The organism is Streptomyces sp. NPDC031426 (genome assembly GCF_055581585.1).
Map to the genome: position 1 here is coordinate 18951 of NZ_JBVIJE010000028.1, position 20537 is coordinate 39487.

General features: G+C 72.4%; 20 protein-coding genes. 7 read left to right on the top strand and 13 right to left on the bottom strand.

The window, feature by feature from the left end:
* Window positions 1-5: 5 nt before the first annotated feature.
* From ACZ5NH_RS36725 to ACZ5NH_RS36735, 3 genes are all read right to left on the bottom strand, one after another.
* Window positions 6-797 carry a hypothetical protein gene (locus ACZ5NH_RS36725; RefSeq protein WP_451551347.1) on the bottom strand — a complete coding sequence of 264 codons (792 nt, stop codon included), beginning with the start codon at window positions 795-797 and terminating at the stop codon, window positions 6-8.
* A 283-nt stretch (window positions 798-1080) separates the two neighbouring features.
* A complete protein-coding gene (locus tag ACZ5NH_RS36730; protein ID WP_388631927.1) occupies window positions 1081-2301 on the bottom strand; it encodes an acetyl-CoA C-acetyltransferase in 1221 nt (406 codons plus the stop codon).
* Window positions 2302-2462: 161 nt separating this feature from the next.
* Entirely contained in the window at window positions 2463-3482 is a 1020-nt protein-coding gene (locus ACZ5NH_RS36735) for an SGNH/GDSL hydrolase family protein (RefSeq protein WP_468781531.1), read from the bottom strand.
* A 159-nt stretch (window positions 3483-3641) separates the two neighbouring features.
* Here ACZ5NH_RS36735 and ACZ5NH_RS36740 point away from each other — a divergent pair, with 159 nt between their 5' ends.
* Window positions 3642-5033 (top strand): cystathionine beta-synthase, encoded by a 1392-nt coding sequence (locus ACZ5NH_RS36740; protein ID WP_450984031.1) that lies wholly within the window; start codon window positions 3642-3644, stop codon window positions 5031-5033.
* Between the two features lie 401 nt (window positions 5034-5434).
* Here ACZ5NH_RS36740 and ACZ5NH_RS36745 read toward each other — a convergent pair whose 3' ends face one another.
* From ACZ5NH_RS36745 to ACZ5NH_RS36765, 5 genes are all read right to left on the bottom strand, one after another.
* A complete protein-coding gene (locus ACZ5NH_RS36745; RefSeq protein ID WP_468781533.1) occupies window positions 5435-5857 on the bottom strand; it encodes a hypothetical protein in 423 nt (140 codons plus the stop codon).
* Window positions 5858-5923: 66 nt separating this feature from the next.
* Window positions 5924-6856, bottom strand: coding sequence for an ABC transporter substrate-binding protein (locus tag ACZ5NH_RS36750; protein WP_468781535.1), 933 nt, complete (start codon window positions 6854-6856; stop codon window positions 5924-5926).
* Window positions 6857-6868: 12 nt separating this feature from the next.
* Complete coding sequence (locus ACZ5NH_RS36755; protein WP_468781537.1) at window positions 6869-7567, bottom strand: ABC transporter permease; 699 nt, start codon at window positions 7565-7567, stop codon at window positions 6869-6871.
* Entirely contained in the window at window positions 7567-8208 is a 642-nt protein-coding gene (locus tag ACZ5NH_RS36760) for an ABC transporter permease (RefSeq protein ID WP_468781539.1), read from the bottom strand. Before ACZ5NH_RS36760 ends, ACZ5NH_RS36755 begins: the two co-directional genes overlap by 1 nt.
* Window positions 8205-9239 carry an ABC transporter ATP-binding protein gene (locus ACZ5NH_RS36765; protein WP_468781541.1) on the bottom strand — a complete coding sequence of 345 codons (1035 nt, stop codon included), beginning with the start codon at window positions 9237-9239 and terminating at the stop codon, window positions 8205-8207. Before ACZ5NH_RS36765 ends, ACZ5NH_RS36760 begins: the two co-directional genes overlap by 4 nt.
* Before the next feature lie 141 nt (window positions 9240-9380).
* Between ACZ5NH_RS36765 and ACZ5NH_RS36770 the strand changes: the two genes are divergently transcribed.
* The 3 genes from ACZ5NH_RS36770 to ACZ5NH_RS36780 all read left to right on the top strand — a co-directional run bounded on the left by ACZ5NH_RS36770 (window position 9381) and on the right by ACZ5NH_RS36780 (window position 12453).
* Window positions 9381-10898, top strand: a complete 1518-nt coding sequence (locus ACZ5NH_RS36770) for an aromatic amino acid ammonia-lyase (RefSeq protein ID WP_468781543.1) — start codon at window positions 9381-9383, stop codon at window positions 10896-10898.
* On the top strand, window positions 10895-11776 hold the full coding sequence (locus tag ACZ5NH_RS36775; protein WP_468781545.1) for a MurR/RpiR family transcriptional regulator: 882 nt from the start codon (window positions 10895-10897) through the stop codon (window positions 11774-11776). The genes ACZ5NH_RS36770 and ACZ5NH_RS36775 overlap by 4 nt, the downstream gene beginning before the upstream one ends.
* 92 nt (window positions 11777-11868) lie before the next feature.
* The gene (locus ACZ5NH_RS36780; RefSeq protein WP_468781547.1) at window positions 11869-12453 is read left to right on the top strand and encodes a hypothetical protein; all 585 of its coding nucleotides are present in this window, start codon (window positions 11869-11871) and stop codon (window positions 12451-12453) included.
* A gap of 13 nt (window positions 12454-12466) precedes the next feature.
* On the opposite strand, the gene ACZ5NH_RS36785 is transcribed toward ACZ5NH_RS36780, so the two are convergent.
* The 5 genes from ACZ5NH_RS36785 to ACZ5NH_RS36805 all read right to left on the bottom strand — a co-directional run bounded on the left by ACZ5NH_RS36785 (window position 12467) and on the right by ACZ5NH_RS36805 (window position 16154).
* Entirely contained in the window at window positions 12467-12841 is a 375-nt protein-coding gene (locus tag ACZ5NH_RS36785) for a roadblock/LC7 domain-containing protein (RefSeq protein ID WP_388631900.1), read from the bottom strand.
* A 20-nt stretch (window positions 12842-12861) separates the two neighbouring features.
* Window positions 12862-13374, bottom strand: a complete 513-nt coding sequence (locus ACZ5NH_RS36790; RefSeq protein WP_468781549.1) for a roadblock/LC7 domain-containing protein — start codon at window positions 13372-13374, stop codon at window positions 12862-12864.
* A 31-nt stretch (window positions 13375-13405) separates the two neighbouring features.
* Window positions 13406-14218: a transcriptional regulator gene (locus ACZ5NH_RS36795; protein ID WP_468781551.1), complete on the bottom strand. Its 813-nt coding sequence runs from the start codon at window positions 14216-14218 to the stop codon at window positions 13406-13408.
* Window positions 14215-14601 (bottom strand): hypothetical protein, encoded by a 387-nt coding sequence (locus ACZ5NH_RS36800; RefSeq protein ID WP_468781553.1) that lies wholly within the window; start codon window positions 14599-14601, stop codon window positions 14215-14217. The genes ACZ5NH_RS36795 and ACZ5NH_RS36800 overlap by 4 nt, the downstream gene beginning before the upstream one ends.
* 179 nt (window positions 14602-14780) lie before the next feature.
* Window positions 14781-16154, bottom strand: coding sequence for a type III PLP-dependent enzyme domain-containing protein (locus ACZ5NH_RS36805; protein WP_468781555.1), 1374 nt, complete (start codon window positions 16152-16154; stop codon window positions 14781-14783).
* Window positions 16155-16297: 143 nt separating this feature from the next.
* Between ACZ5NH_RS36805 and hutU the strand changes: the two genes are divergently transcribed.
* The 3 genes from hutU to ACZ5NH_RS36820 are packed head-to-tail and all read left to right on the top strand — an operon-like array spanning window position 16298 to window position 20525.
* Window positions 16298-17962 (top strand): urocanate hydratase, encoded by a 1665-nt coding sequence (hutU, locus tag ACZ5NH_RS36810; protein WP_388631888.1) that lies wholly within the window; start codon window positions 16298-16300, stop codon window positions 17960-17962.
* Window positions 17959-19176 (top strand): allantoate amidohydrolase, encoded by a 1218-nt coding sequence (locus tag ACZ5NH_RS36815; RefSeq protein WP_468781573.1) that lies wholly within the window; start codon window positions 17959-17961, stop codon window positions 19174-19176. Before hutU ends, ACZ5NH_RS36815 begins: the two co-directional genes overlap by 4 nt.
* Entirely contained in the window at window positions 19173-20525 is a 1353-nt protein-coding gene (locus ACZ5NH_RS36820; RefSeq protein ID WP_468781575.1) for a formimidoylglutamate deiminase, read from the top strand. Before ACZ5NH_RS36815 ends, ACZ5NH_RS36820 begins: the two co-directional genes overlap by 4 nt.
* The last annotated feature ends 12 nt before the right edge of the window (window positions 20526-20537 follow it).

A 20537-nucleotide genomic window follows, 5' to 3' on the forward strand; every position in this document is an offset into this window, starting at 1 on the left:
GCTCTCTACAGGGACGCGATGACCCTGTCCGCCAGGATGTAGACCATGTTCTGGTCGTCCTCGCCGTAGGCGAAGGTGAGGGTGTAGGCGCCCGAGATGCCGGAACCGCCGAGCAGGTACGGGGCCTCGCCCGCGTCCACCGCTGCCGCCAGGCGTTCGGCGGTCTCGCGGTGGCCGGGGGTCATGCACAGGGTGGTGCCGTCGGCGAAGACGTAGACGTCGAGGGTGCCGAGGGGACCGGGGCGGACGTCGGAGAGCTCGACGCGGTCGGCGGCCAGCTGCTCCAGCGTGGTCACCGTGCGCTCGTGGTCGTTCACCGCCGACGACTGCACCGGGACGAAGTCGGGGTGCGAGGGGTGACGGCGGCGGGCCGCGGCCAGTTCCGGGGACTCCCCGGCGAACTCGTCGGCGTCGGCGGTCGGCTCGGTCACCGGCTCCAGGCCGGCGAAGTCGGTCTGCCGGGGCAGGAACAGCTCGGTGTCCGGCAGGCCGAGCAGGGTCGGGGTGTCGGAGGCGTCACGGGCCTCCTGCGCGGCCCAGAAGGCACGCGCCTCGGCCAGCTCCCGCTCCCGCTCCTCGGCGAGCGCCTCGGCCACGGCGGCGCGTATCTGGTCGGCGTCGGTGCCGCTGCGGGCGTTGGGCAGCAGTGCGCGCATGGCGGCCGACTGGTTCTCGGCGAGCTGGGTCTGCAGCTCCGCCAGCTGGCGGCGCAGCTTCAGAACGGTGCGCAGGACGGCGACGCCCACGGCGCCGGTGGCGGCCGTGGTGAGCAGCAGGGCGATCGGCATGGCGCTCACTGACGTACTCCCGGTTCAAAGTCGACCCCCGACTTCCTACATCAGCTTGAAGGGCGGACTAAGCAGCTGTCAGTGCGTAACGTCACGAAACGGACAGGACTTTAGCCTTGGGGTGTCGTCGCGGACCGCACTGGCCTGCGCTGACCTGCACCGATGTGTCGGGTGAGCGAGATAGGTCACATCCTGGGGGAGATTGGATCACGAAAAGACCCGGAACCGTGGAGTTTCCTCGGTTCCGGGCCGTTTCCTGACGTAAGGTGCCCGCCTCGCTACGGACGGTGGATCAGCTGAGGCGCTCGATGACCATCGCCATGCCCTGGCCGCCGCCGACGCACATCGTCTCCAGGCCGAACTGCTTGTCGTGCCACTGCAGGGAGTTGATGAGCGTGCCGGTGATCCGGGCGCCGGTCATGCCGAAGGGGTGGCCGACGGCGATGGCGCCGCCGTTGACGTTCAGCCTGTCGATGTCGATGCCGAGCTCACGGTAGGAGGGGATCACCTGGGCGGCGAAGGCCTCGTTGATCTCGACCAGGTCGATGTCGTCGATGGTGAGGCCGGCGCGCCGCAGCGCCTGCTTGCTCGCCTCGACCGGGCCGAGGCCCATGATCTCGGGGGAGAGGCCGGAGACGCCGGTGGACACGATCCGGGCGAGCGGGGTCAGGCCCAGCTCGCGGGCCTTGGTGTCGCTCATGATGACGACGGCGGCGGCACCGTCGTTGAGCGGGCAGCAGTTGCCGGCGGTGACGAGTCCGTCCGGGCGGAAGACCGGCTTGAGGCCCGCGACGCCCTCCAGGGTGACGCCGGGGCGGGGGCCGTCGTCCTTGCTGACGACCGTGCCGTCGGGGAGGGTCACCGGGGTGATCTCGCGCTCCCAGAAGCCGTTCTTGATGGCCTGCTCGGCCAGGTTCTGCGAGCGGACGCCGAACTCGTCCATCTCCTGGCGGGTGATGCCCTTGGCGCGGGCCAGGTTCTCGGCGGTCTGGCCCATCGCGATGTACGGGTCGGGCAGCAGGCCGTCCTCGCGCGGGTCGTGCCAGGTCGTGCCCTCCTGCTGGGCGACCGCCTCGGTGCGGGCCTCGGCCTCGGCGAACAGCGGGTTGTGCGTGTCCGGCAGGCCGTCGGAGCTGCCCTTGATGAAACGGGAGACCGTCTCGACACCGGCCGAGATGAAGACGTCGCCCTCGCCGGCCTTGATGGCGTGCAGCGCCATGCGGGAGGTCTGCAGGGACGAGGAGCAGTACCGGGTGATCGTGCAGCCCGGCAGGTGGTCCATGCCCATCTGTACGGCGACGATCCGGCCGAGGTTGTGACCCTGCTCGCCGCCGGGAAGGCCGCAGCCGAGCATCAGGTCGTCGATGTCCTTGGGGTCCAGCTCGGGGATCTTGGCGAGCGCGGCCTGAATGATCGTGGCGGTCAGGTCGTCGGGGCGCAGGTCCTTCAGGGAGCCCTTGACGGCGCGGCCGATGGGGGAGCGGGCGGTCGAGACGATGACGGCTTCGGGCATCACGGCTCCAGTGAACGGGGGTTTGCTTCTCGGGCAGGGCCGGTTGGGAAGTTACCGCTACGTATGGGCAAGGTCACCGGTCTTGGCGTGTGACACTGGCCGCAATTTACTAAGCGCTTGCTTGGGGCGGGGGCGGCCTGGCGGACAGAGGTGAACGCCGGTCACAGGGACGGGCGGGCGGGCTCGGCCTCCGGCACCCTGCGCCGCCGACGCCGCTTCAGCAGCGCCCACGGCCCCCGCGGCCCCGTCGGCATGGCGGCCGTGACCTCCGTGCCGGCCTCCGACGCCGCCTCGGCGGCCGCGCGGGCGACCGGCAGGAAGCCCTCGCGCCGCGACACGTCCGGCCGCTCCTCCTCCGCCGGCCACAGGCCCAGGGCCGCGCAGACCGTCGGCAGCACGGCCATCGCCGCCGTCGCGTAGCCCTCCGCCGAGGGGTGGTAGTTGTCCGGCCCGAACAGCTCCCGCGGGTTCGCCTCGAACTCGGGGCCCAGAAGGTCGCCCAGCGACACCGTCCGGCCGCCCTGCTCCACCGCCCCGATCGTCTGCGCCGCCGCCAGCTGCCGCGAGGCCCGCCGGGCCAGCCAGCGCAGCGGCTGCTGCACCGGCTCGATGGTGCCGAGGTCGGGACAGGTGCCGACCACCACCTCCGCACCGGCCGTGCGCAGCCGTCGTACCGCCGCCGACAGATGCCGTACCGAACGGGTCGGCGGCATCCGGTGGGTCACGTCGTTCGCCCCGATCATGATCACGCAGACGTCCGGGACGGGCGCCGGCCCCGACAGCACCGACGCCACCTGGCGGTCCAGGTCGTCGGACTGGGCGCCGGGCAGCGCCACGTTCCGCAGTTCCACCGGGCGCTCCGCCACCGCCGCCAGGCCCGAGGCCAGCAGCGCGCCCGGGGTCTGGCCCGCCCGGTGCACCCCCTGCCCGGCCGCCGTGGAGTCGCCGAGCATGGTCAGGCGGAGAGGCGGTTCGCCGGGCACGTCGTACGCGTGGCCGTACACACCGTCCGCCACCGGGACGCGGCCGCCGCTGTGGTTGCCCACATGGCGCCGGGCCAGCCGTACCTCCGCGAGCAGCAGACCGACCGCGGCCGCCCCGACCAGCCCGACCCCGCCACCGCCGTACGCCGCTCCGGCCGCGATGCGCCGGGCCACCCTCGCCCTCGACATGCTCGACATGCGTCGCCGCCACCTCCTCGTAGCCGTACACCCACTCCTTGCCCCGCACGGACCGTGCGTCAATCTCAACGGGGAGTGAACGGCCGCGCCGGCCACACAGCTGGCCTTAGGCTGGCGACACCACTAAGACCACATCTTTTGCAGCATCCGGAGACAACGGTGCAATTCCACGACTCGATGATCAGCCTCGTCGGCAACACCCCGCTGGTGCGGCTCAACAACGTGACCAAGGGCATCCAGGCCACCGTCCTCGCCAAGGTGGAGTACTTCAACCCGGGCGGTTCCGTGAAGGACCGCATCGCCCTGCGCATGATCGAGGCCGCCGAGCAGAGCGGTGAGCTCAAGCCGGGCGGGACGATCGTCGAGCCGACCAGCGGCAACACCGGTGTGGGGCTGGCCATCGTGGCTCAGCAGAAGGGGTACAAGTGCATCTTCGTGTGCCCCGACAAGGTCTCCACGGACAAGATCAACGTGCTGCGGGCCTACGGCGCCGAGGTGGTCGTGTGCCCGACCGCCGTCGCTCCTGAACACCCGGACTCCTACTACAACGTCTCCGACCGGCTCGTCCGCGAGACCCCGGGTGCCTGGAAGCCCGACCAGTACTCCAACCCCAACAACCCGCTCTCGCACTATCACTCGACCGGCCCCGAGCTGTGGGAGCAGACCGAGGGCAGGATCACCCACTTCGTGGCGGGCGTGGGCACGGGCGGCACCATCTCCGGCACCGGCCGCTACCTGAAGGACGTCAGCGACGGCAAGGTCAAGGTCGTCGGCGCCGACCCCGAGGGCTCCGTGTACTCCGGCGGCTCCGGGCGGCCGTACCTGGTGGAGGGCGTCGGCGAGGACTTCTGGCCGACCGCCTACGACCGCACCGTCGCGGACGAGATCGTCGCCGTGTCCGACAAGGACTCCTTCCAGATGACCCGCCGGCTGGCCAAGGAGGAGGGCCTGCTGGTGGGCGGCTCCTGCGGGATGGCCGTCGTCGCGGCGCTGCGGGTCGCCGAGCGGCTCGGGCCCGACGACGTCGTGGTCGTACTGCTCCCGGACAGCGGGCGCGGCTACCTCAGCAAGATCTTCAACGACGAGTGGATGGCCGACTACGGCTTCCTGGAGGACGAGGGCCCGAGCGCCCGCGTCGGCGACGTCCTGAACGACAAGGTGGCCGGCACCATCCCGTCCCTGGTGCACATGCACCCGGAGGAGACCGTCGGCCAGGCCATCGAGGTGCTGCGCGAGTACGGCGTCTCGCAGATGCCGGTCGTCAAGCCGGGCGCCGGTCACCCGGACGTGATGGCCGCCGAGGTCGTCGGGTCCGTGGTGGAACGGGAGCTGCTGGACGCCCTGTTCAACAAGCGCGCCTCCCTGGAGGACCCGCTGGAGAAGCACATGTCCGCCCCGCTGCCCCAGGTCGGCTCCGGCGAGCCGGTCGGCGACCTGATGTCCGTGCTCGGCTCGGCCGACGCCGCGATCGTCCTGGTCGAGGGCAAGCCCACCGGCGTGGTCAGCCGGCAGGACCTGCTGGCCTTCCTGGCCAAGGGCGGGAAGCAGTAGCGAACCCCCGGTGAACTGCGGGTTTACGGGCGTGACTTGACGTGAGGCGGGGTTCGCGGAAGTGGTACGAGCGTGTCACGTGCGCGCAGCACCCGCTTAACACGCGTCCGGCACATTGGTGGGTGTCGGCAGGGCGGGAGCGGCTCCCCGCCCCGGCCGGCGCCGAACGGCGCCAAGGACCTCCGGAGCGGCTCCCGGACCTCCATGGACGCCATGGACGCGCAAGCCCGGCCCTGACCCGGCCCGCGTCCCTCGCGGGGACCGCCGTCGTCCCGCCCCCCGGCAACGGGGGTGCGGCGGTCCCCGCGCACACCCTTTGCGGCTGAACCGCCACTGCTCTCTGAGCAGCGCGGGGCTGTCCGGGCCAGATCATGGTCCTGCCCACCCCACAGGCGTGAGGGTCAGTCGTCGTCGGAGGGACGGCGGCGGCCTTTGAACAGGCCCGGATTGGTGCGGGCGGCCTGGACGAGGTTGACGCCGACGATGCCGCCCCAGGAGATCAGCAGGCCGGACAGGCCGGCCTGGTGGGCGCCGATCGCCGACAGCGGGATCGCCAGCACCAGCGAGACGACGGCGAGGCCGAACCGCTCGGCCCAGGAGTCCGCGCCGCCCCCGGGGCGGTTGCCGCGTGCCATCTGCATCCGCTGCTCGGCCAGTGTCCGGCGCAGCCGGCGCTCGACCGCCCCGTCGATGCGCTGGTCGACCTTCTCCATGAAGGAGTCGACCAGCGCCGACTCGTACTCCTCGCCCAGTTCCCTGCGGTTCTGCAGGGTGGCGTCGAGTTCTTTCCTGAGGTCGGTGTCCCGCCCGTCCGTTCCGGTCATGAGGGATACGTTAGAGAGCGCTCACGCCGTCCGCACGGGGGACAACCCCCCTCTTAGAACACCCGGCTACCTCACCAGTCCGTGCTGTTTCGCATAGGCGTTCGCCACGTCCTCGGGGTCCTTCTTGTCCTTGTCCACCTGCCGGTTGAGCTCGGTGAGCTGGGCCGTGGTCAGCAGGTTGCCGAGCCGGGCGAGCGCCTTGCGGACGGTGTCGTCGGCCTTGCGGTCGGCGATGAGCGGGACGATGTGCTGGCTGGGGATGAGGTGCGCGGGGTCGGTGAGCACCACCCAGTCGTTGGCCTTGATGTCGGTGTCCGTGGTGAACAGGTTCGCCACGTCCACATCGCCCTTCTTGAGCGCGCCCTTGACCAGCGGACCGTCGGAGTCCAGCGACTTGAACTCCTTGAAATCCACGCCGTACACGTCCTTCAGGCCGATCGCGCCGACCTGACGCTTCTTCACCTCGGGGGCGGCGCCGATGACCAGCTTGCCGTTCTGCTTCTTCAGATCGGCGAGGGACACCAGGCCGTACTTCCGCGCCGTCTCGCGGGTGACGACGAAGGCGTCCGAGTCCTCCGCCATGCCGTACGGCAGCACCTGGAGGCCGGCCGGGAGGGCCTGGGTGAGGGCGTTCTGCATCTCGCCCGACTCGCTGGCCGTGACCTTCGGGGCGAGGTAGTTGAGCAGGGCGCCCTGGTACTCGGGCAGCAGGTCGATGTCGCCGCCCCTGAGGGCCGGGATGACGATCTCGCGGGTGCCGAGGTTGGGGCGGACGGTCGTCTTGACTCCGGCACCCCGCAGGGCGGCCGCGTAGAGGTAGCCGAGGATCTGGTTCTCGGTGAAGTTGGCCGTGCCGATGGTGACTCCGCCCTTGCTGGAGCCGGTACCGCCGGCGGCGGAGCCCTGGCCGTTGAGGGAGGTGATGCCGCTCGCGCAGGCGGAGAGGGCGGGTACGGAGGCGACCGCGAACAGGCCGCCGAGGACAGTGCGTCGGTTCATGTCAGGGGTTCCCTACGCGGTGCGGGTGGGGGTCCCCCCGCTCGAGCGAAGTCGAGAGTGGGGGAGGAAGAGGAAGCGCTGGAGGGAGGCCAGGGCCACGTCCAGGACGACGGCGACGAGGGCGACCAGCACCGCGCCGCCGAGCACCTGGACCAGGTCGCGCTGGGCGAGGCCGTCGAAGACGTAGCGGCCCAGGCCGCCGAAGGAGACGTACGCGGCGATGGTCGCCGTGGCCACGACCTGGATCAGGGCGAGGCGCAGGCCCGTCATGATCAGCGGCAGCGCGAGCGGCAGCTCGACCTGGAGGAGGACCTGGTGGCCGCGCATGCCCTGGCCGCGCGCCGCGTCCCGCACGTCCGGGTCGACGGCGGTCATGCCGGCGTAGGTGTTGGTGACGATCGCCGGGACCGCGAGGGCGACCAGCGCGACGTACACCGGCAGCATCGACAGGCCGCCGACCAGGAAGACCAGGACGACCAGGCCGACGGTGGGCAGGGCCCGGCCGAAGGAGGCGAGGTTGATCGCGAGGAACGCGCCCCTGCCGGTGTGGCCGATCAGCAGGCCGAGCGGCAGGCCGATGGCGGCGGCGATGAGCGTGGCCAGCAGGGAGTACTGGAGGTGCTCGGCGAGGCGGTGCGCGATGCCGTCCGGGCCGGTCCACTGGGAGCCGCTGGTCAGCCAGGTGCCGAGGTTCTTGAGGAGTTCGTACATCAGGCTCGCCTCCTGGCCCAGGGGGTGAGGGCGTGCTGGACGGCGACCAGCGCCGCGTCCGCGACGACCGCGAGGAGCAGGGTGAGGACCACTCCGGCGATCACCGGGGTGGGGAAGTTGCGCTGGAAGCCGTCGGTGAAGAGCTGGCCGAGGCCGCCGTCGCCGATGTAGGTCGCGACGGAGACCAGGGAGATCGACATGACGGTGGCGATCCGGACGCCCGCCATGATCACGGGGAGCGCGAGCGGGAACTCGACCGTGAGGAGCGTGCGCAGGGGGCGCGTGCCCATCGCCTTCGCCGCCTCCTTCACCTTCAGGGGGACCGAGTCCAGGCCCTCGACGGTGTTCCGCAGCAGGACGACCAGGGTGTAGACGGTCAGGCCGGTCACGGTGGTGGTGCGGGTCAGGCCGCTGACCGGCAGGAGGAGTACGAAGATCGCGATCGACGGGATCGTGAACAGGACGTTGGACGCGCCGAGCAGGAAGCCGCGCAGCCGGGGGATCCGGTGGGCGACCACGGCCAGCGGGAGCGAGATCAGCAGGCCGAGGGCGACGGCCGTGAGCGCGGCCTGCAGGTGGGAGAGCGTGAGGGTGGTGAGGTCGTCGGTGTGGGCCGATATCCAGGACCAGTCGATCGTCATGCGGCCACCCCCACTTCGGCGTGGGCGCGCCCGGCGTGCTCGTGGATGTCGTCGCGGGAGGAGACCCCGGTGAGCACGCCGTCGGCGTCGACCCGGGCGATCAGTCCGGTGGGGGAGGCGACCGACTCGTTGAGGGCGGAGAGGAGGGAGTCGGTGTCCCTGAGCGGGCGGACCGGGAGCTCGGCGTCCTTCGAGGCCCAGTGGAGCGGCTTGTTCCACGCGTCGAGTACGAGTGTCCAGGCGCCGCCTTCGGGTGCCGGGCCCTGGGGAACGTCGGCGAGGGTCTTCAGGGAGAGCAGCTTCAGGCCGCGCTCGGCGCCGAGGAAGCCGGCCACGAAGTCGTCGGCCGGGCGGGCCAGGAGTTCGGCGGGCGGGGCGCACTGCACCAGATGGCCGCCCGTGCGGAACACGGCGATCCGGTCGCCGAGCCGCACCGCCTCGTCGATGTCGTGCGTGACGAAGACGATGGTCTTGCTCAACTCCGCCTGGAGCCTGAGTAGTTCGTCCTGGAGCTGGGTGCGGACGACCGGGTCGACCGCGCCGAACGGCTCGTCCATGAGCAGCACCGGCGGGTCGGCGGCGAGGGCGCGGGCGACGCCGACGCGCTGCTGCTGGCCGCCGGAGAGCTGGTGCGGGTACCGCTTGCCGGCCTCGGGGGCGAGGCCGACGGTCTCCAGCAGTTCGGCGGCGCGGGCCCGGGCCTTCTTCCGGTTCCAGCCGAGCAGTAGCGGGACGGTGGCGATGTTGTCGAGCACCGTGCGGTGCGGGAAGAGGCCGGCCTGCTGGATGACATAGCCGATGGAGCGGCGCAGCTCGGCCGCGTCCTGCCGGGTGACGTCCTTGCCGCCGACGCGGATGGTGCCGGAGGTCGGCTCGACCATCCGGTTGATCATCCGCAGGGTCGTGGTCTTGCCGCAACCGGAGGATCCGACCAGGACGGTGATACCGCCTTCCGGCATCTCCAGGCTGAGGTCGTGGACTGCTGTCGTGCCGTTGGGGAAGCGCTTGTGGACCGCGTCGAACTGGATCATGAGATGTCCCTTGCCCGGCTGCATAACGTCATGCAGAGTTCTTGGTGTGTGAATAGCTTGTCAACGGTTCGGCGTTAATCCGCTGTAACGGTTGACCGCAGAACAAGAACGGGTGTCCGGGTTGAGGGGAGTTTGGGCGTGATGTCGTCTCGCATCGTGGACGCACCGGTGTCCGTGCCGTCCGCGCGGTCTGCGGCCGTGGTCCTGGACGGGGCCGGACTCGGCGTCGAGGACGTCGTGCGGCTCGCCGACGGCGCCGCGCATCCCGTCCCCGGAGCCGACGCGATGCGGCGCGCCGAGCGCTCCTGGAACGCCGCCCGGCAGATCGCCGCCACCGGACGCGTCTACGGCCGTTCCACCGGCGTGGGCGCCAACCGGAACGAGGACGTGCCCACCGAGGCCGCCGCCGGCCACGGTCTGCGCCTGCTGCGCAGCCACGCCGGCGCCATCGGCGAGGAGCTTCCCGCCCGACAGGTGCGCGCCATGCTCGCCGTCCGCGCCAACCAGCTGCTGGCCGGCGGCGCGGGCCTGAGGCCCGGCGTGGTCACCGCCCTGTGCGCGGCCCTGGAGTCCGGGGCGCATCCGGTCGTCAACGAGTTCGGCTCCGTCGGCACCGGCGACATCGCGGCCCTGGCCCAGCTCGGGCTCGCGCTCGCCGGCGAACACCCCTGGCGCGGCGCGGGCGCCCCCGCGCCACAGCCCCTCGACAACAACGACGCCCTCGCCCTGATCAGCAGCAACGCCCTCACCCTCGGCCAGTCCGCGCTCGCCCTGCACGAACTGCGCGGGCTCATCGGCGCCACCCAGGTCGTCGCGGCCCTGTCCCTGCTCGCCGTCGACGGCTCCCACGAGGCGTACGCCGCCCCCGTGCACGCCGCCCGTCCGCACCGGGGCAGCACCGAGGTGGCCCGGCGGATGCGGGAGCTGATCGGCGCCGTCGACCGGCCGACCCCACCGCTCGGCCGGATCCAGGACCCCTACGGCTTTCGCTGCCTGCCCCAGATCCACGGCCCGGCGCACGACGCCGCCGACGCCCTGGAGCAGGTCCTCGCCGTGGAGATCAACGCGGCCGCCGAGAACCCGCTGATCGCCCCCGAGGACCTGGCCGCCTACCACCACGGCGGCTTCTACCAGGCCCAACTCGCCCTCGCCCTGGACCACTTCAGGCTCGCCCTGACCCAGGTGGCCCGGCTGTCCACCTCCCGCCTGTCCACCCTCAACGAGCCCGCCTACACCCGGCTGCGCCCCTTCCTCGCCGACCACGAGCCGGCCTCCTCCGGCGTGATGATCCTGGAGTACGCGGCCGGGGCGGCCCTCGGCGATCTGCGGGCCTTCTCCGCGCCCGCCTCGCTGGGCCACGCTGTACTCTCCCGGGGCGTCGAGGAACAGGCGAGCTTCGCCTCGCTCGCCGCGCGGCAGACCCTGCGCGCGTGCGGTGCGTACCGCCTGGTGGTCGGCTGCGAGCTCGTCGCCGCCGTCCGCGCACTGCGCCAGCGCGACCTGCGGCCCGACCCCGGGCTGCCGGCCGGCCGGGCGTTCGCGCTCGCCGAGTCGGTCCTCGATCCCGACCCGGCCGACCGGCCGCTCACGGACGACGTGACGGAGGCGGCCGCACTGCTCGACCGGTTCACGGACATCTGGAGGGGGAGCGCGTCATGAGCGTGGACAGGACTGTGGACAGGAGTCCCGAGGCGACGGGGGTGACGGACAGCCCCGCGGGCCGGCTGCAGGCCCTCTTCGAGGGGCACCGGCTCACCCCGACCCAGCGCCGGATCGCGCACAGCATGGTCCGGCGGGCCGGCGACGTGCCGTTCCTGTCCAGCGTGGAGCTGGCCGAACTGGCCGGGGTCAGCCAGCCGTCGGTGACCCGGTTCGCCGTGGCGCTCGGCTTCGACGGCTACCCCGCCCTGCGCAAGCACCTGCGCGAGGTCGTACCCGCCGAACCGGCCGCCGAGGCGGGCGCCTTCAACGAGTACCAGCAGGCCGTCGAGGCGGAGATCGAGAACCTCAGGCACCTCGCCGACCTGCTCGCCGACCCGCGCCCGGTGCAGAAGGCCGGCCGGATCCTGGCCGCCTCCCGCCCGCTGCCGGTGCTCGGCCTGCGCGCCGCCGCCTCCCAGGCGTACGGCTTCGCCTACTTCGCCGCCAAGGTCCACCCGGACGTCCGGCTGCTCAACGAGGGCGGCACCATGATCCAGGACCGGATCGACGCGGCCGTCCGCGCGGGCGCCTCCGCGCTGCTGTGCTTCGCCCTGCCCCGGCATCCGCGCGAGGTCGTCGACACCCTCGCCTACGCCAAGGACGTCGGCCTGACGACCGTCACGGTCGCCGACTCCGCGTTCGCGCCGGTCGCCAGGTACTCCGACCTGCTGCTGCCCGCCGCCGTCGGCACCGGGCTCGCCTTCGACACCGCGTGTGCGCCGATGCTGCTCGGACGGGTGCTGCTGGAGGCGGTCTGCGACGACCTGCCCCAGGCGCAGGCACGGCTGGAGGAGTTCGACGCCAAGGCCGCCGCGCGGGGCCTCTTCGTGGAGTGACGGCGCGGCGCTCTCATGTTCGTCTCACGTTCGGCCGCTAGCTTCCCCAGGAGACACAGGCGCTTTGCGGACACGTGACACGGGAGGCTGACGTGGCGCGCGGAGGACAGGGGCTGGCCCGGGTGGCCGTCGTCGTACGGGCTGGGGCCGCACCGCTGTGGTGGTTCGGGGTGTTCGCCGCGGGGATCGGGATGCTGCTGCCCGGGCTGACCGGGCGCCGGATCGGGGTGCTCGCCGGCGCCGCGCTGTTCCTCGTCGGCGCGGCGGTCGTGGCACTGGTGCGCCGGGGCCGGTACGCCGCCCTCGCCCGCGGCGCGGCCCGCGCGGGCAAGTACGACGTGCTGCAGGACCGTGCGGTGACCGTGCGCAACTGGCGCCGGGGCCACCGCTGGTGGCTGCTGCTGGCCTTCGCCGTGGCGCTGGGCTCCGCCCTGGTGGTGCCCGCGGCCGGCGGCATGCTGCTGGCCGGGGTCGGCACCGGGCTGCGGCTGAAGGCCGCCTGGATCGGGCGCCGCGAACGTGCCGGGCAGACGCTGCTGTGGGTGCGCGTCGACTGGCTCGACCAGCGCGGCGGGCACCCGGCGGGCAAGGCGGTGAAGGGCCTGCGCGGTACGGGCATCGCGGCCGGCGACGCGGCCCCTGGCGGGTCCCGCCGCCGCACCGCGGCGCTGGTCTAGCTCTCGCCGGGGCTCAGACCTCCAGTTCGTGCTCGATCTTCTTCAGCTGGTGCCGGGCCATCGCCAGGTTGGCCCGGGAGGCGTCGAGGACCAGGTAGAGGAACAGGCCGTTGCCGCCCCGGCTCTTGAGCAGGCGGATCAGGTGGTACTGGTCGCTCAGCGTGATCAGGATGTCCTCGATCCCGCCCTTGAGGCCCAGCATCTCCATCGCGCGCATCTTGGCGCGGACCACGTCGGTGTTGCCCGCGGCGGCCACGTTCAGGTCGAAGCTCTTGCTGCCGCCCATCGTGCCCAGCGCCATCCCGCTGGTGTAGTCGACGAGCGCGACGCCGGTGGCGCCCTCGATGGAGGTGAGGGCTTCCTTCAGCGCGGTCTCGGTGTTGGCCATGGTGGATCCTCTCGGAAGGTTCAACTGTCGGTTGCGGTGTGCGCGTCGGTGCTCGTGGCGCGGGGCGTGCGGGTCGTGCGGGTACGGGTCGGGGGTGCGGAGCTGACGGCGCCCAGGGGCCTCCCGGGCCGCCTGGCCTCCCGGGCCGCGGCGTCGGCGGCGTCGAGCAGCTCCCCGATGCGGGCGCCGGAGCGACGGCCTTCCAGATGCAGCCGGCCGACATTGACCCGGTCCTGGGCGAGCAGGGTCAGTACGGCGGTGCGGCCGGCCGCGTAGGTGGCGACATAGCCGCGCTCACCGCGCACCAGCAGCTCCCGGAAGCCGCCGTTGCGGGTGGCGTCGGCGACGCGCACGGCGACGCCGAGCGCGGCGGCGGTGAGGGCCGCGAGGCCCTCGGGGTCGACCCCGGGAGTGTCGTGGGCGACGACGAGACCGTCGACGCCGGCCGCGAGGGCGCCGGTGAGCTGCGGTACCCGGTTGCGCAGCCGGTGCAGCTCGTCCAGGACGGCCCCCAGGTCCTCCTCGGACACCATCAGCTCTCTCCTCTCGGCGGGGCGGTGCCGTTCAAAGCGCCTCCAGCGCATCCCTGAGCCTCTTCAGCAGCGCGATGTCGGGGTCGGTGACCGGGGGTGGGAGCGGCGGTGCGAGCGCCGTGACGACGGGGGTGACGGGTGCCGCCGGTGCGAGATGGCCGGCGGCCACGAGCCGTCGTACGTCGACCAGCGTGTGGAAGGCCTGCCGGCCCAGGTTCCGGGCGATCCCGGCGGCCGTGCGGACGCCGTCCACGCGGTCCAGGACCGCCCGCTGCCGGGGCGTGACCGGCGCGGCGGTCCGTGCGGCGGCCGGGTCCGCGCGGATCAGCGGGGCGGTGTCGGCGGCCGGGTCGGGCCACAGCCGGTGCAGCAGCAGCCGGCGGCGCAGCGTCTCGCGTTCCAGGGCGACGACCGGCACCGAGGGCAGCGGGCCGAGGCGGTGCGCGCGGTCGTAGCGGAAGCGGCCCGGGGTGCTGCTCGGGGCCAGCGCGAAGTACCCGGCGTCGTAGAGCGCGTCCAGATGGCACAGTTCCAGCGCGCCCGCGGGCAACAGCCCTGCGTCCAGCAGGAGTTCGGCGGCCTGCAGCGGGCCGGAGGTCTCGGTGGCGGCCCGCTGCCAGGCGGTGGCCGCGAGGGTGCCGTGAGCGGTGAGGAGCACGTCGAGCCCCGGGGCGAACGGGCTCTCGGCGTGCACCACCCGGCCCTCGGCGAGATACAGGGTGCCGTGCTCGCGGACCAGGACGCCGGTGGCCCGCTCCTCGGCGAGCCGGGTCAGCATCGGCGACAGGGCCCGGCCGGCCGACTTGTCCCGCACCGGCAGCGGAGGTATCTGCACCACGGTCATCCCAGCACCAGCCGGGCCGCCATATCGCCGAGCCGGATCCGGGCGAGCGCGAGGTTGCCCTCCTCGCGGCCGAGCCACAGGTGCAGGAAGACACTGCTGTCGAAAGTCGTGTCCACGAACCGCAGCAGGTGGTAGCTGTCGCGGTTGCTGACGATCACGTCCTCGACGGTCGGGTGCCCGTCGTCCGTCTGGGTCGCGAAGGCGCCGTGCTCGGCGGCCATCCGGGCCAGTTCGGCGGCCTCGGCGGCGGTCGTCTCATGATCGCCGCCGGGCGCCTCCCCGACCGTGCCGAGGGCAAGTCCGCTCGTCCAGTCCACCAGCGCCGCTCCCCGGGCACCGGGCAATCGCATCGCTTCCAACAGGCACTCGTCGATTCCGGGCACCGGTGGTTCCCCTCCCGCCTGGTTCTCCGGCTGAGTGACAACGACACTACGCACCGTGCGCGGGAAAGGGGGAGTCTTTGGCATTTTCCAGTGGAACATGCATCGGGCGCACTAGTGTGGGTCAACTGGCCACTGTGTCAGATGAGTTGATCCATTTGTTCGAGGGTTCTGGGGGTGCGTCAACGGCTTTCCGGCGCGGGGAGGGTGGTGAGCGCGTCCGTGTGCGCCCCGCCGGACTCCGCCACCACCTCGGCGACGGTCTGCGGCTCTCGTACGGTCGCGAAGGCGACGCCCGACGAGCCGTCCGGCGCGAAGCCGTAGATGCCCGGCCGGACAAGGGAGTTGTAGGCGTAGTGATGGGCGAAGTAGTACGCGCCCGTGTCCAGCGCCGCCGCGTAGTCGCCCTGCTCCAGCAGGGGCAGCGCCCGCCCCTCCGCCAGCAGGTCGCCCGAGAAGCAGGCCGGCCCGGCCACGTCCTGCACCACCTCGGGCCCAGGCTTCGGCCGCCCCTTGGCGTCGTACGCGGCGATCCGCAGCGGCCACGCCCCCGGCGCGTACACGGTCCGCGTCGCCACCTGCACACCGGCGTGTGTCACCGCGATCCGCCGCCCGCCCGCGCTCTTGGCGTACTCCACCCGGGCCACCATCGTCCCCTGCTTGGCCAGCAGTGACCGCCCGAACTCGGTCACCAGCCCGTACCGCCCGTCGAACAGCCCCGGCACCTCCTCGGCCAGCAGCCGGGCGTACTGCGCGTACGAGGGTGCCGTCGCCTCGGCCGCGAAGTTCACCGGCAGCCCGCCGCCGATGTCGAGCGTGTCGATCTGCCGCCGCCCCGCCCGCTCGTTGATCTCCTCCGCGAGCACGTACGTCTCCGCCACGCCCCGCGCCAGCAGCGCCAGTGGGATGCCCTGCGAGCCGGTGTGCGCGTGCAGCCGGGTCAGCCACGGCCGGTCCAGATACGCCCGTACGACCCACTCGCGCGCCCCCTCGTCGCGCAGTGCCACCCCGAACTTGGAGGTCTCCGTCGCCGTCGAGGTGGCCCCGATCGTGCCGCCGCCGACCTGCGGGTTCACCCGGAGGCCGAGCGGGGACGCGGTCGGCGCGGACCGCACCAGGGCGTCCAGGCGGTCCAGCTCCTGCGGGTTGTCGGCGTTCACCGCGATCCCCAGGGCCAGCGCCTCGCGCAGCTCGGCCTGGGTCTTGGCGGGCGAGTCCAGCACGGTGCTGGCCGCCGGCACCCCGGCCGCGCGGGTCAGCGCCAGCTCGCCCGGGCTCGCCACCTCCGCGCCGATGCCCGCCTCGTGCAGCAACCGCAGCACGGGCACCAGCGGGCTCGCCTTCACCGCGAAGGCGTGCAGCACCGGTGTCCCGGACGGCACGACGGCGTCGAACGCCGCGCGCAGCGCCGCCGCCGACTCCCGGATCCCGGTCACGTCCAGCAGCCCCACCACGGCCGCGTCCGGCCCCAGCAGCCCCTGCTCCACGGCGGCCCGCACCGCCTCGTCCCGTCGTGCGGCGCGCTCCCGCGCCTGCCTTTCGAGGTCCTGCTCCACGGTCTCTCCCCTCGTGTCCCCTCGTGCCCGTCTTCATCCAGCCAAACACCGGCGGCGCGCGGACGGGGTCGCCCCGATGTATTGACTAGGTCTATTCAGGACGCCAGGATGTGAATAGAGATAGCAACAGGAGGAGGCAGACGATGTCGGGACCCCGCCCCGTACGAGCACCGCGCGGCACGGAACTGAGCGCCCTGGGATGGCAGCAGGAAGCCGCGCTGCGCATGCTGCAGAACAATCTCGACCCGGAGGTCGCGGAGCACCCCGACAAGCTCGTCGTCTACGGCGGCACCGGCAAGGCAGCCCGTGACTGGCGCTCCTTCGACGCGATGGTCCGCACCCTGAGGACCCTCAAGCAGGACGAGACCATGCTGGTCCAGTCCGGCCGGCCGGTCGGCGTGATGCAGACCCACGAGTGGGCCCCGCGCGTCCTGATCGCGAACTCCAACCTGGTCGGCGACTGGGCCAACTGGGAGGAGTTCCGCCGCCTGGAGGCCCTCGGCCTGACCATGTACGGCCAGATGACCGCCGGCTCCTGGATCTACATCGGCACCCAGGGCATCCTCCAGGGCACCTACGAGACCTTCGCCGCCGTCGCCGCGAAGAAGTTCAACGGCACCCTCGCCGGAACCATCACCCTGACCGCCGGCCTCGGCGGCATGGGCGGCGCCCAGCCCCTCGCCGTGACCATGAACGACGGCGTCGCGATCTGCATCGACTGCGACCCGCGCGCCATCGAGCGCCGCATCGAGCACCGCTACCTCGACGTCAGGGCCGACTCCCTCGACCACGCGCTCCAGCTGGCCACCGAGGCGCGCGACGCCCGCCGCCCCCTGTCCATCGGCGTCCTCGGCAACGCGGCCGAGCTGGTCCCGCAGCTGCTCGCGATGAACGCCCCCATCGACATCGTCACCGACCAGACCTCCGCCCACGACCCGCTGTCCTACCTGCCGGTGGGCGTGGCCTTCGAGGACATGGCCGACGCCGCCGCGAAGGACCCGGCCGGCTTCACCACCCGTGCCCGCGAGTCGATGGCGAAGCACGTCGAGGCCATGGTCGGCTTCATGGACGCCGGCGCCGAGGTCTTCGACTACGGCAACTCCATCCGCGGCGAGGCCCAACTGGCGGGCTACGACCGGGCGTTCGCCTTCCCCGGCTTCGTCCCCGCCTACATCCGCCCGCTGTTCTGCGAGGGCAAGGGCCCCTTCCGCTGGGCGGCCCTGTCCGGCGACCCCGCCGACATCGCCAAGACCGACAAGGCGATCCTGGAGCTCTTCCCGGAGAACGAGTCCCTGGCCCGCTGGATCAAGCTGGCCGGCGAGCGCGTCCACTTCCAGGGTCTGCCCGCGCGCATCTGCTGGCTCGGCTACGGCGAGCGCGACAAGGCCGGCGAGCGCTTCAACGACATGGTGGCCTCCGGCGAGCTCGCCGCTCCGCTGGCGATCGGCCGCGACCACCTGGACTGCGGCTCGGTGGCCTCGCCGTACCGGGAGACCGAGGCCATGCTCGACGGGTCCGACGCGATCGCCGACTGGCCGCTGCTGAACGCCATGGTGAACGTGGCCTCCGGTGCGTCGTGGGTTTCCATCCACCACGGTGGCGGCGTGGGCATGGGCCGGTCCATTCACGCCGGGCAGGTGACGGTGGCCGACGGCACGAAGCTGGGTGGCGAGAAGATCCGGCGCGTGCTCACCAACGACCCGGGCATGGGTGTCATCCGGCACGTGGACGCGGGGTACGACATCGCGGAGTCGGTCGCGCAGGAGCGCGGTGTCCGGGTGCCCATGCGCGAGGGTGACGGCGCGTGAGTTTCCACAGCATGTGGGCGGAGCTGCTGCCGATCGGCCGCAGCTCCGCCTCCGGCGGCTACCGGCGCTACGCCTGGACCGGTGCCGATGTCGACTGCCGGGCCTGGTTCAAGGAGCAGGCCGAGGCGCGCGGGCTGACGTACGAGGTGGACCGGAACGGCAACCAGTGGGCCTGGCTCGGTGACCCCGCTGCCGGGGACGCCGTGGTCACCGGGTCCCATTTGGACTCCGTGCCCGACGGCGGGGCCTTCGACGGGCCCCTCGGTGTGGTGTCCTCCTTCGCGGCCCTCGACGAGCTGCGGAGCAGGAACGCGCGGTTCGCCAAGCCCCTGGCCATCGTCAACTTCGGGGACGAGGAAGGGGCCCGGTTCGGGCTCGCCTGTGTCGGGTCGCGGCTCACCGCCGGGCAGCTGACCGTCGAGCAGGCCCACCTACTCACCGACGCCGACGGGGTCAGCCTCCCGCAGGCCATGGAGGCCGCCGGATACGACCCCGAGGGCATCGGGGCCGACCCGGAGCGGCTTGGCCGGATCGGCGCCTTCGTCGAGCTGCATGTCGAGCAGGGACGGGCGCTGGACCTGTCCGGCGACCGGGTCGGCATCGCCAGTGCCATCTGGCCGCACGGCCGCTGGAGGTTCGACTTCAAGGGCGAGGCCAACCATGCCGGCACCACCCGGCTGGTCGACCGCCGCGACCCGATGCTGTCCTACGCCGAGACCGTGCTCGCCGCCCGCCGGGAGGCCGAACTCACCGGTGCCGTCGCCACCTTCGGCAAGATCGCCGTGGAGCCCAACGGAGTCAACGCGATCCCCTCCGTCGTGCGCGGCTGGCTCGACTCCCGCGCCGCCGACCAGGACACCCTGGACACGGTGGTCGGGGGCATCGAGAAGGCCGCGCGGGAGTACGCCGAGGCCCACGGCATCGAGCTCGACGTCGTCCGGGAGTCCTTCACGCCCGTCGTCGAGTTCGACCACGCCCTGCGCGACGAACTCGGCCGCATCCTGGGCAAGGACACCGGCCTGAAGGTGCCCGTCCTCGGGACCGGGGCCGGACACGACGCCGGAATCCTCTCCGGCAGCATTCCGACCGCCATGCTGTTCGTGCGCAACCCCACCGGTGTCTCGCACTCCCCGGCCGAGTTCGCCGCCGAGGACGACTGCGTGGCCGGGGTGCGCGCGCTCGCCGACGCACTGGAAGGGCTGGCCTGCAGGTGACCAAGCGGACCTACTGGCTGGAGCACGCCTGGCTCGGCACGAACGTCGAGCCGGGGGTCGTGGTCGAGACCGAGGGTGGGCGGATCGGTGCCGCGCGCACCGGGGCGCCCACCCCGCCGCCCGGCGCCGAGGTGCTGCGCGGGCTCACCCTGCCCGGGCTCGCCAACGCCCACAGCCACGCCTTCCACCGGGCGCTGCGCGGCACCGTCCAGGTCGGCTCCGGCACCTTCTGGACCTGGCGCGAGGTGATGTACTCCGTCGCCGACCATCTGACCCCGGAGACCTACCACGCCCTGGCGCGCGCGGTGTACGCCGAGATGGCCCTGGCCGGCGTCACCTGCGTCGGCGAGTTCCACTACGTGCACCACGCGCCCGGCGGCACTCCCTACGCCGACCCCAACGCCATGGGGGAGGCGCTGATCGACGCCGCCGCCGAGGCCGGCATCCGGATCACCCTCCTCGACACCTGCTACCTGTCCTCCGCCATCTTGAACAAGCACAGTGGCGAGCCGCCCAACACCCACCAGCTGCGGTTCTCCGACGGCAGCGCGGAGGCCTGGGCCGAACGCTGTGCAGTTCTCAAGGAGCGGGATCACGCGCGGATCGGGGCGGCGATTCACTCCGTACGGGCAGTGCCCGCCGGGCAGTTGGCGACCGTGGCGGGGTGGGCCGAGGAACGGCGGGCCCCGCTGCATGTGCACCTGTCGGAGCAGACCGCCGAGAACGACGCCTGCCTCGCCGCGCACGGCTGCACCCCCACCCGGCTGCTCGCCGACCACGGCGTCCTCGGACAGCGCACCACCGGTGTGCACAACACCCATCTCACCGACGAGGACATCGCCCTGCTCGGCGGCTCGGGCACCGGCACCTGCATGTGCCCGACGACCGAGCGGGACCTGGCCGACGGCATCGGTCCGGCCGTCGCCCTGCAGCGGGCCGGCTCCCCGCTCTCCCTCGGCTCGGACAGCCACGCCGTCATCGACCTGCTCGAAGAGGCGCGCGCGATGGAGCTGAACGAGCGGCTGCGCACCCGCACCCGGGGCCACTGGACGGCCGCCGCCCTGCTGCGGGCCGCCACCGCCGACGGCCACGCCGCTCTCGGCTGGCACGAGGCCGGCACCCTGGAGCCCGGCGCCCTGGCCGACTTCACGACGATTGCCCTGGACTCGGTCAGGACAGCGGGCCCGCTGCCCAGGCTGGGCGCCGAGACGGCCGTATTCGCCGCGACGGCAGCGGACGTACGGCATACGGTCGTCGGCGGACGGCATGTCGTACGGGACGGGGCGCACACGCTCGTGCCCGACGTGCCGCAGGCCCTCGCGCGGGCAGTCGAAGCCCTTCGCTCCTGACCACCACCCACG

Bases quoted from the DNA above. Each gene is read 5' to 3' on its own strand.
- ACZ5NH_RS36730 (WP_388631927.1), bottom strand. From the start codon at position 2,301: ATGCCCGAAGCCGTCATCGTCTCGACCGCCCGCTCCCCCATCGGCCGC.
- ACZ5NH_RS36735 (WP_468781531.1), bottom strand. From the start codon at position 3,482: ATGTCGAGCATGTCGAGGGCGAGGGTGGCCCGGCGCATCGCGGCCGGA.
- ACZ5NH_RS36745 (WP_468781533.1), bottom strand. From the start codon at position 5,857: ATGACCGGAACGGACGGGCGGGACACCGACCTCAGGAAAGAACTCGAC.
- ACZ5NH_RS36750 (WP_468781535.1), bottom strand. From the start codon at position 6,856: ATGAACCGACGCACTGTCCTCGGCGGCCTGTTCGCGGTCGCCTCCGTA.
- ACZ5NH_RS36755 (WP_468781537.1), bottom strand. From the start codon at position 7,567: ATGTACGAACTCCTCAAGAACCTCGGCACCTGGCTGACCAGCGGCTCC.
- ACZ5NH_RS36760 (WP_468781539.1), bottom strand. From the start codon at position 8,208: ATGACGATCGACTGGTCCTGGATATCGGCCCACACCGACGACCTCACC.
- ACZ5NH_RS36765 (WP_468781541.1), bottom strand. From the start codon at position 9,239: ATGATCCAGTTCGACGCGGTCCACAAGCGCTTCCCCAACGGCACGACA.
- ACZ5NH_RS36770 (WP_468781543.1), top strand. From the start codon at position 9,381: ATGTCGTCTCGCATCGTGGACGCACCGGTGTCCGTGCCGTCCGCGCGG.
- ACZ5NH_RS36775 (WP_468781545.1), top strand. From the start codon at position 10,895: ATGAGCGTGGACAGGACTGTGGACAGGAGTCCCGAGGCGACGGGGGTG.
- ACZ5NH_RS36785 (WP_388631900.1), bottom strand. From the start codon at position 12,841: ATGGCCAACACCGAGACCGCGCTGAAGGAAGCCCTCACCTCCATCGAG.
- ACZ5NH_RS36790 (WP_468781549.1), bottom strand. From the start codon at position 13,374: ATGGTGTCCGAGGAGGACCTGGGGGCCGTCCTGGACGAGCTGCACCGG.
- ACZ5NH_RS36795 (WP_468781551.1), bottom strand. From the start codon at position 14,218: ATGACCGTGGTGCAGATACCTCCGCTGCCGGTGCGGGACAAGTCGGCC.
- hutU (WP_388631888.1), top strand. From the start codon at position 16,298: ATGTCGGGACCCCGCCCCGTACGAGCACCGCGCGGCACGGAACTGAGC.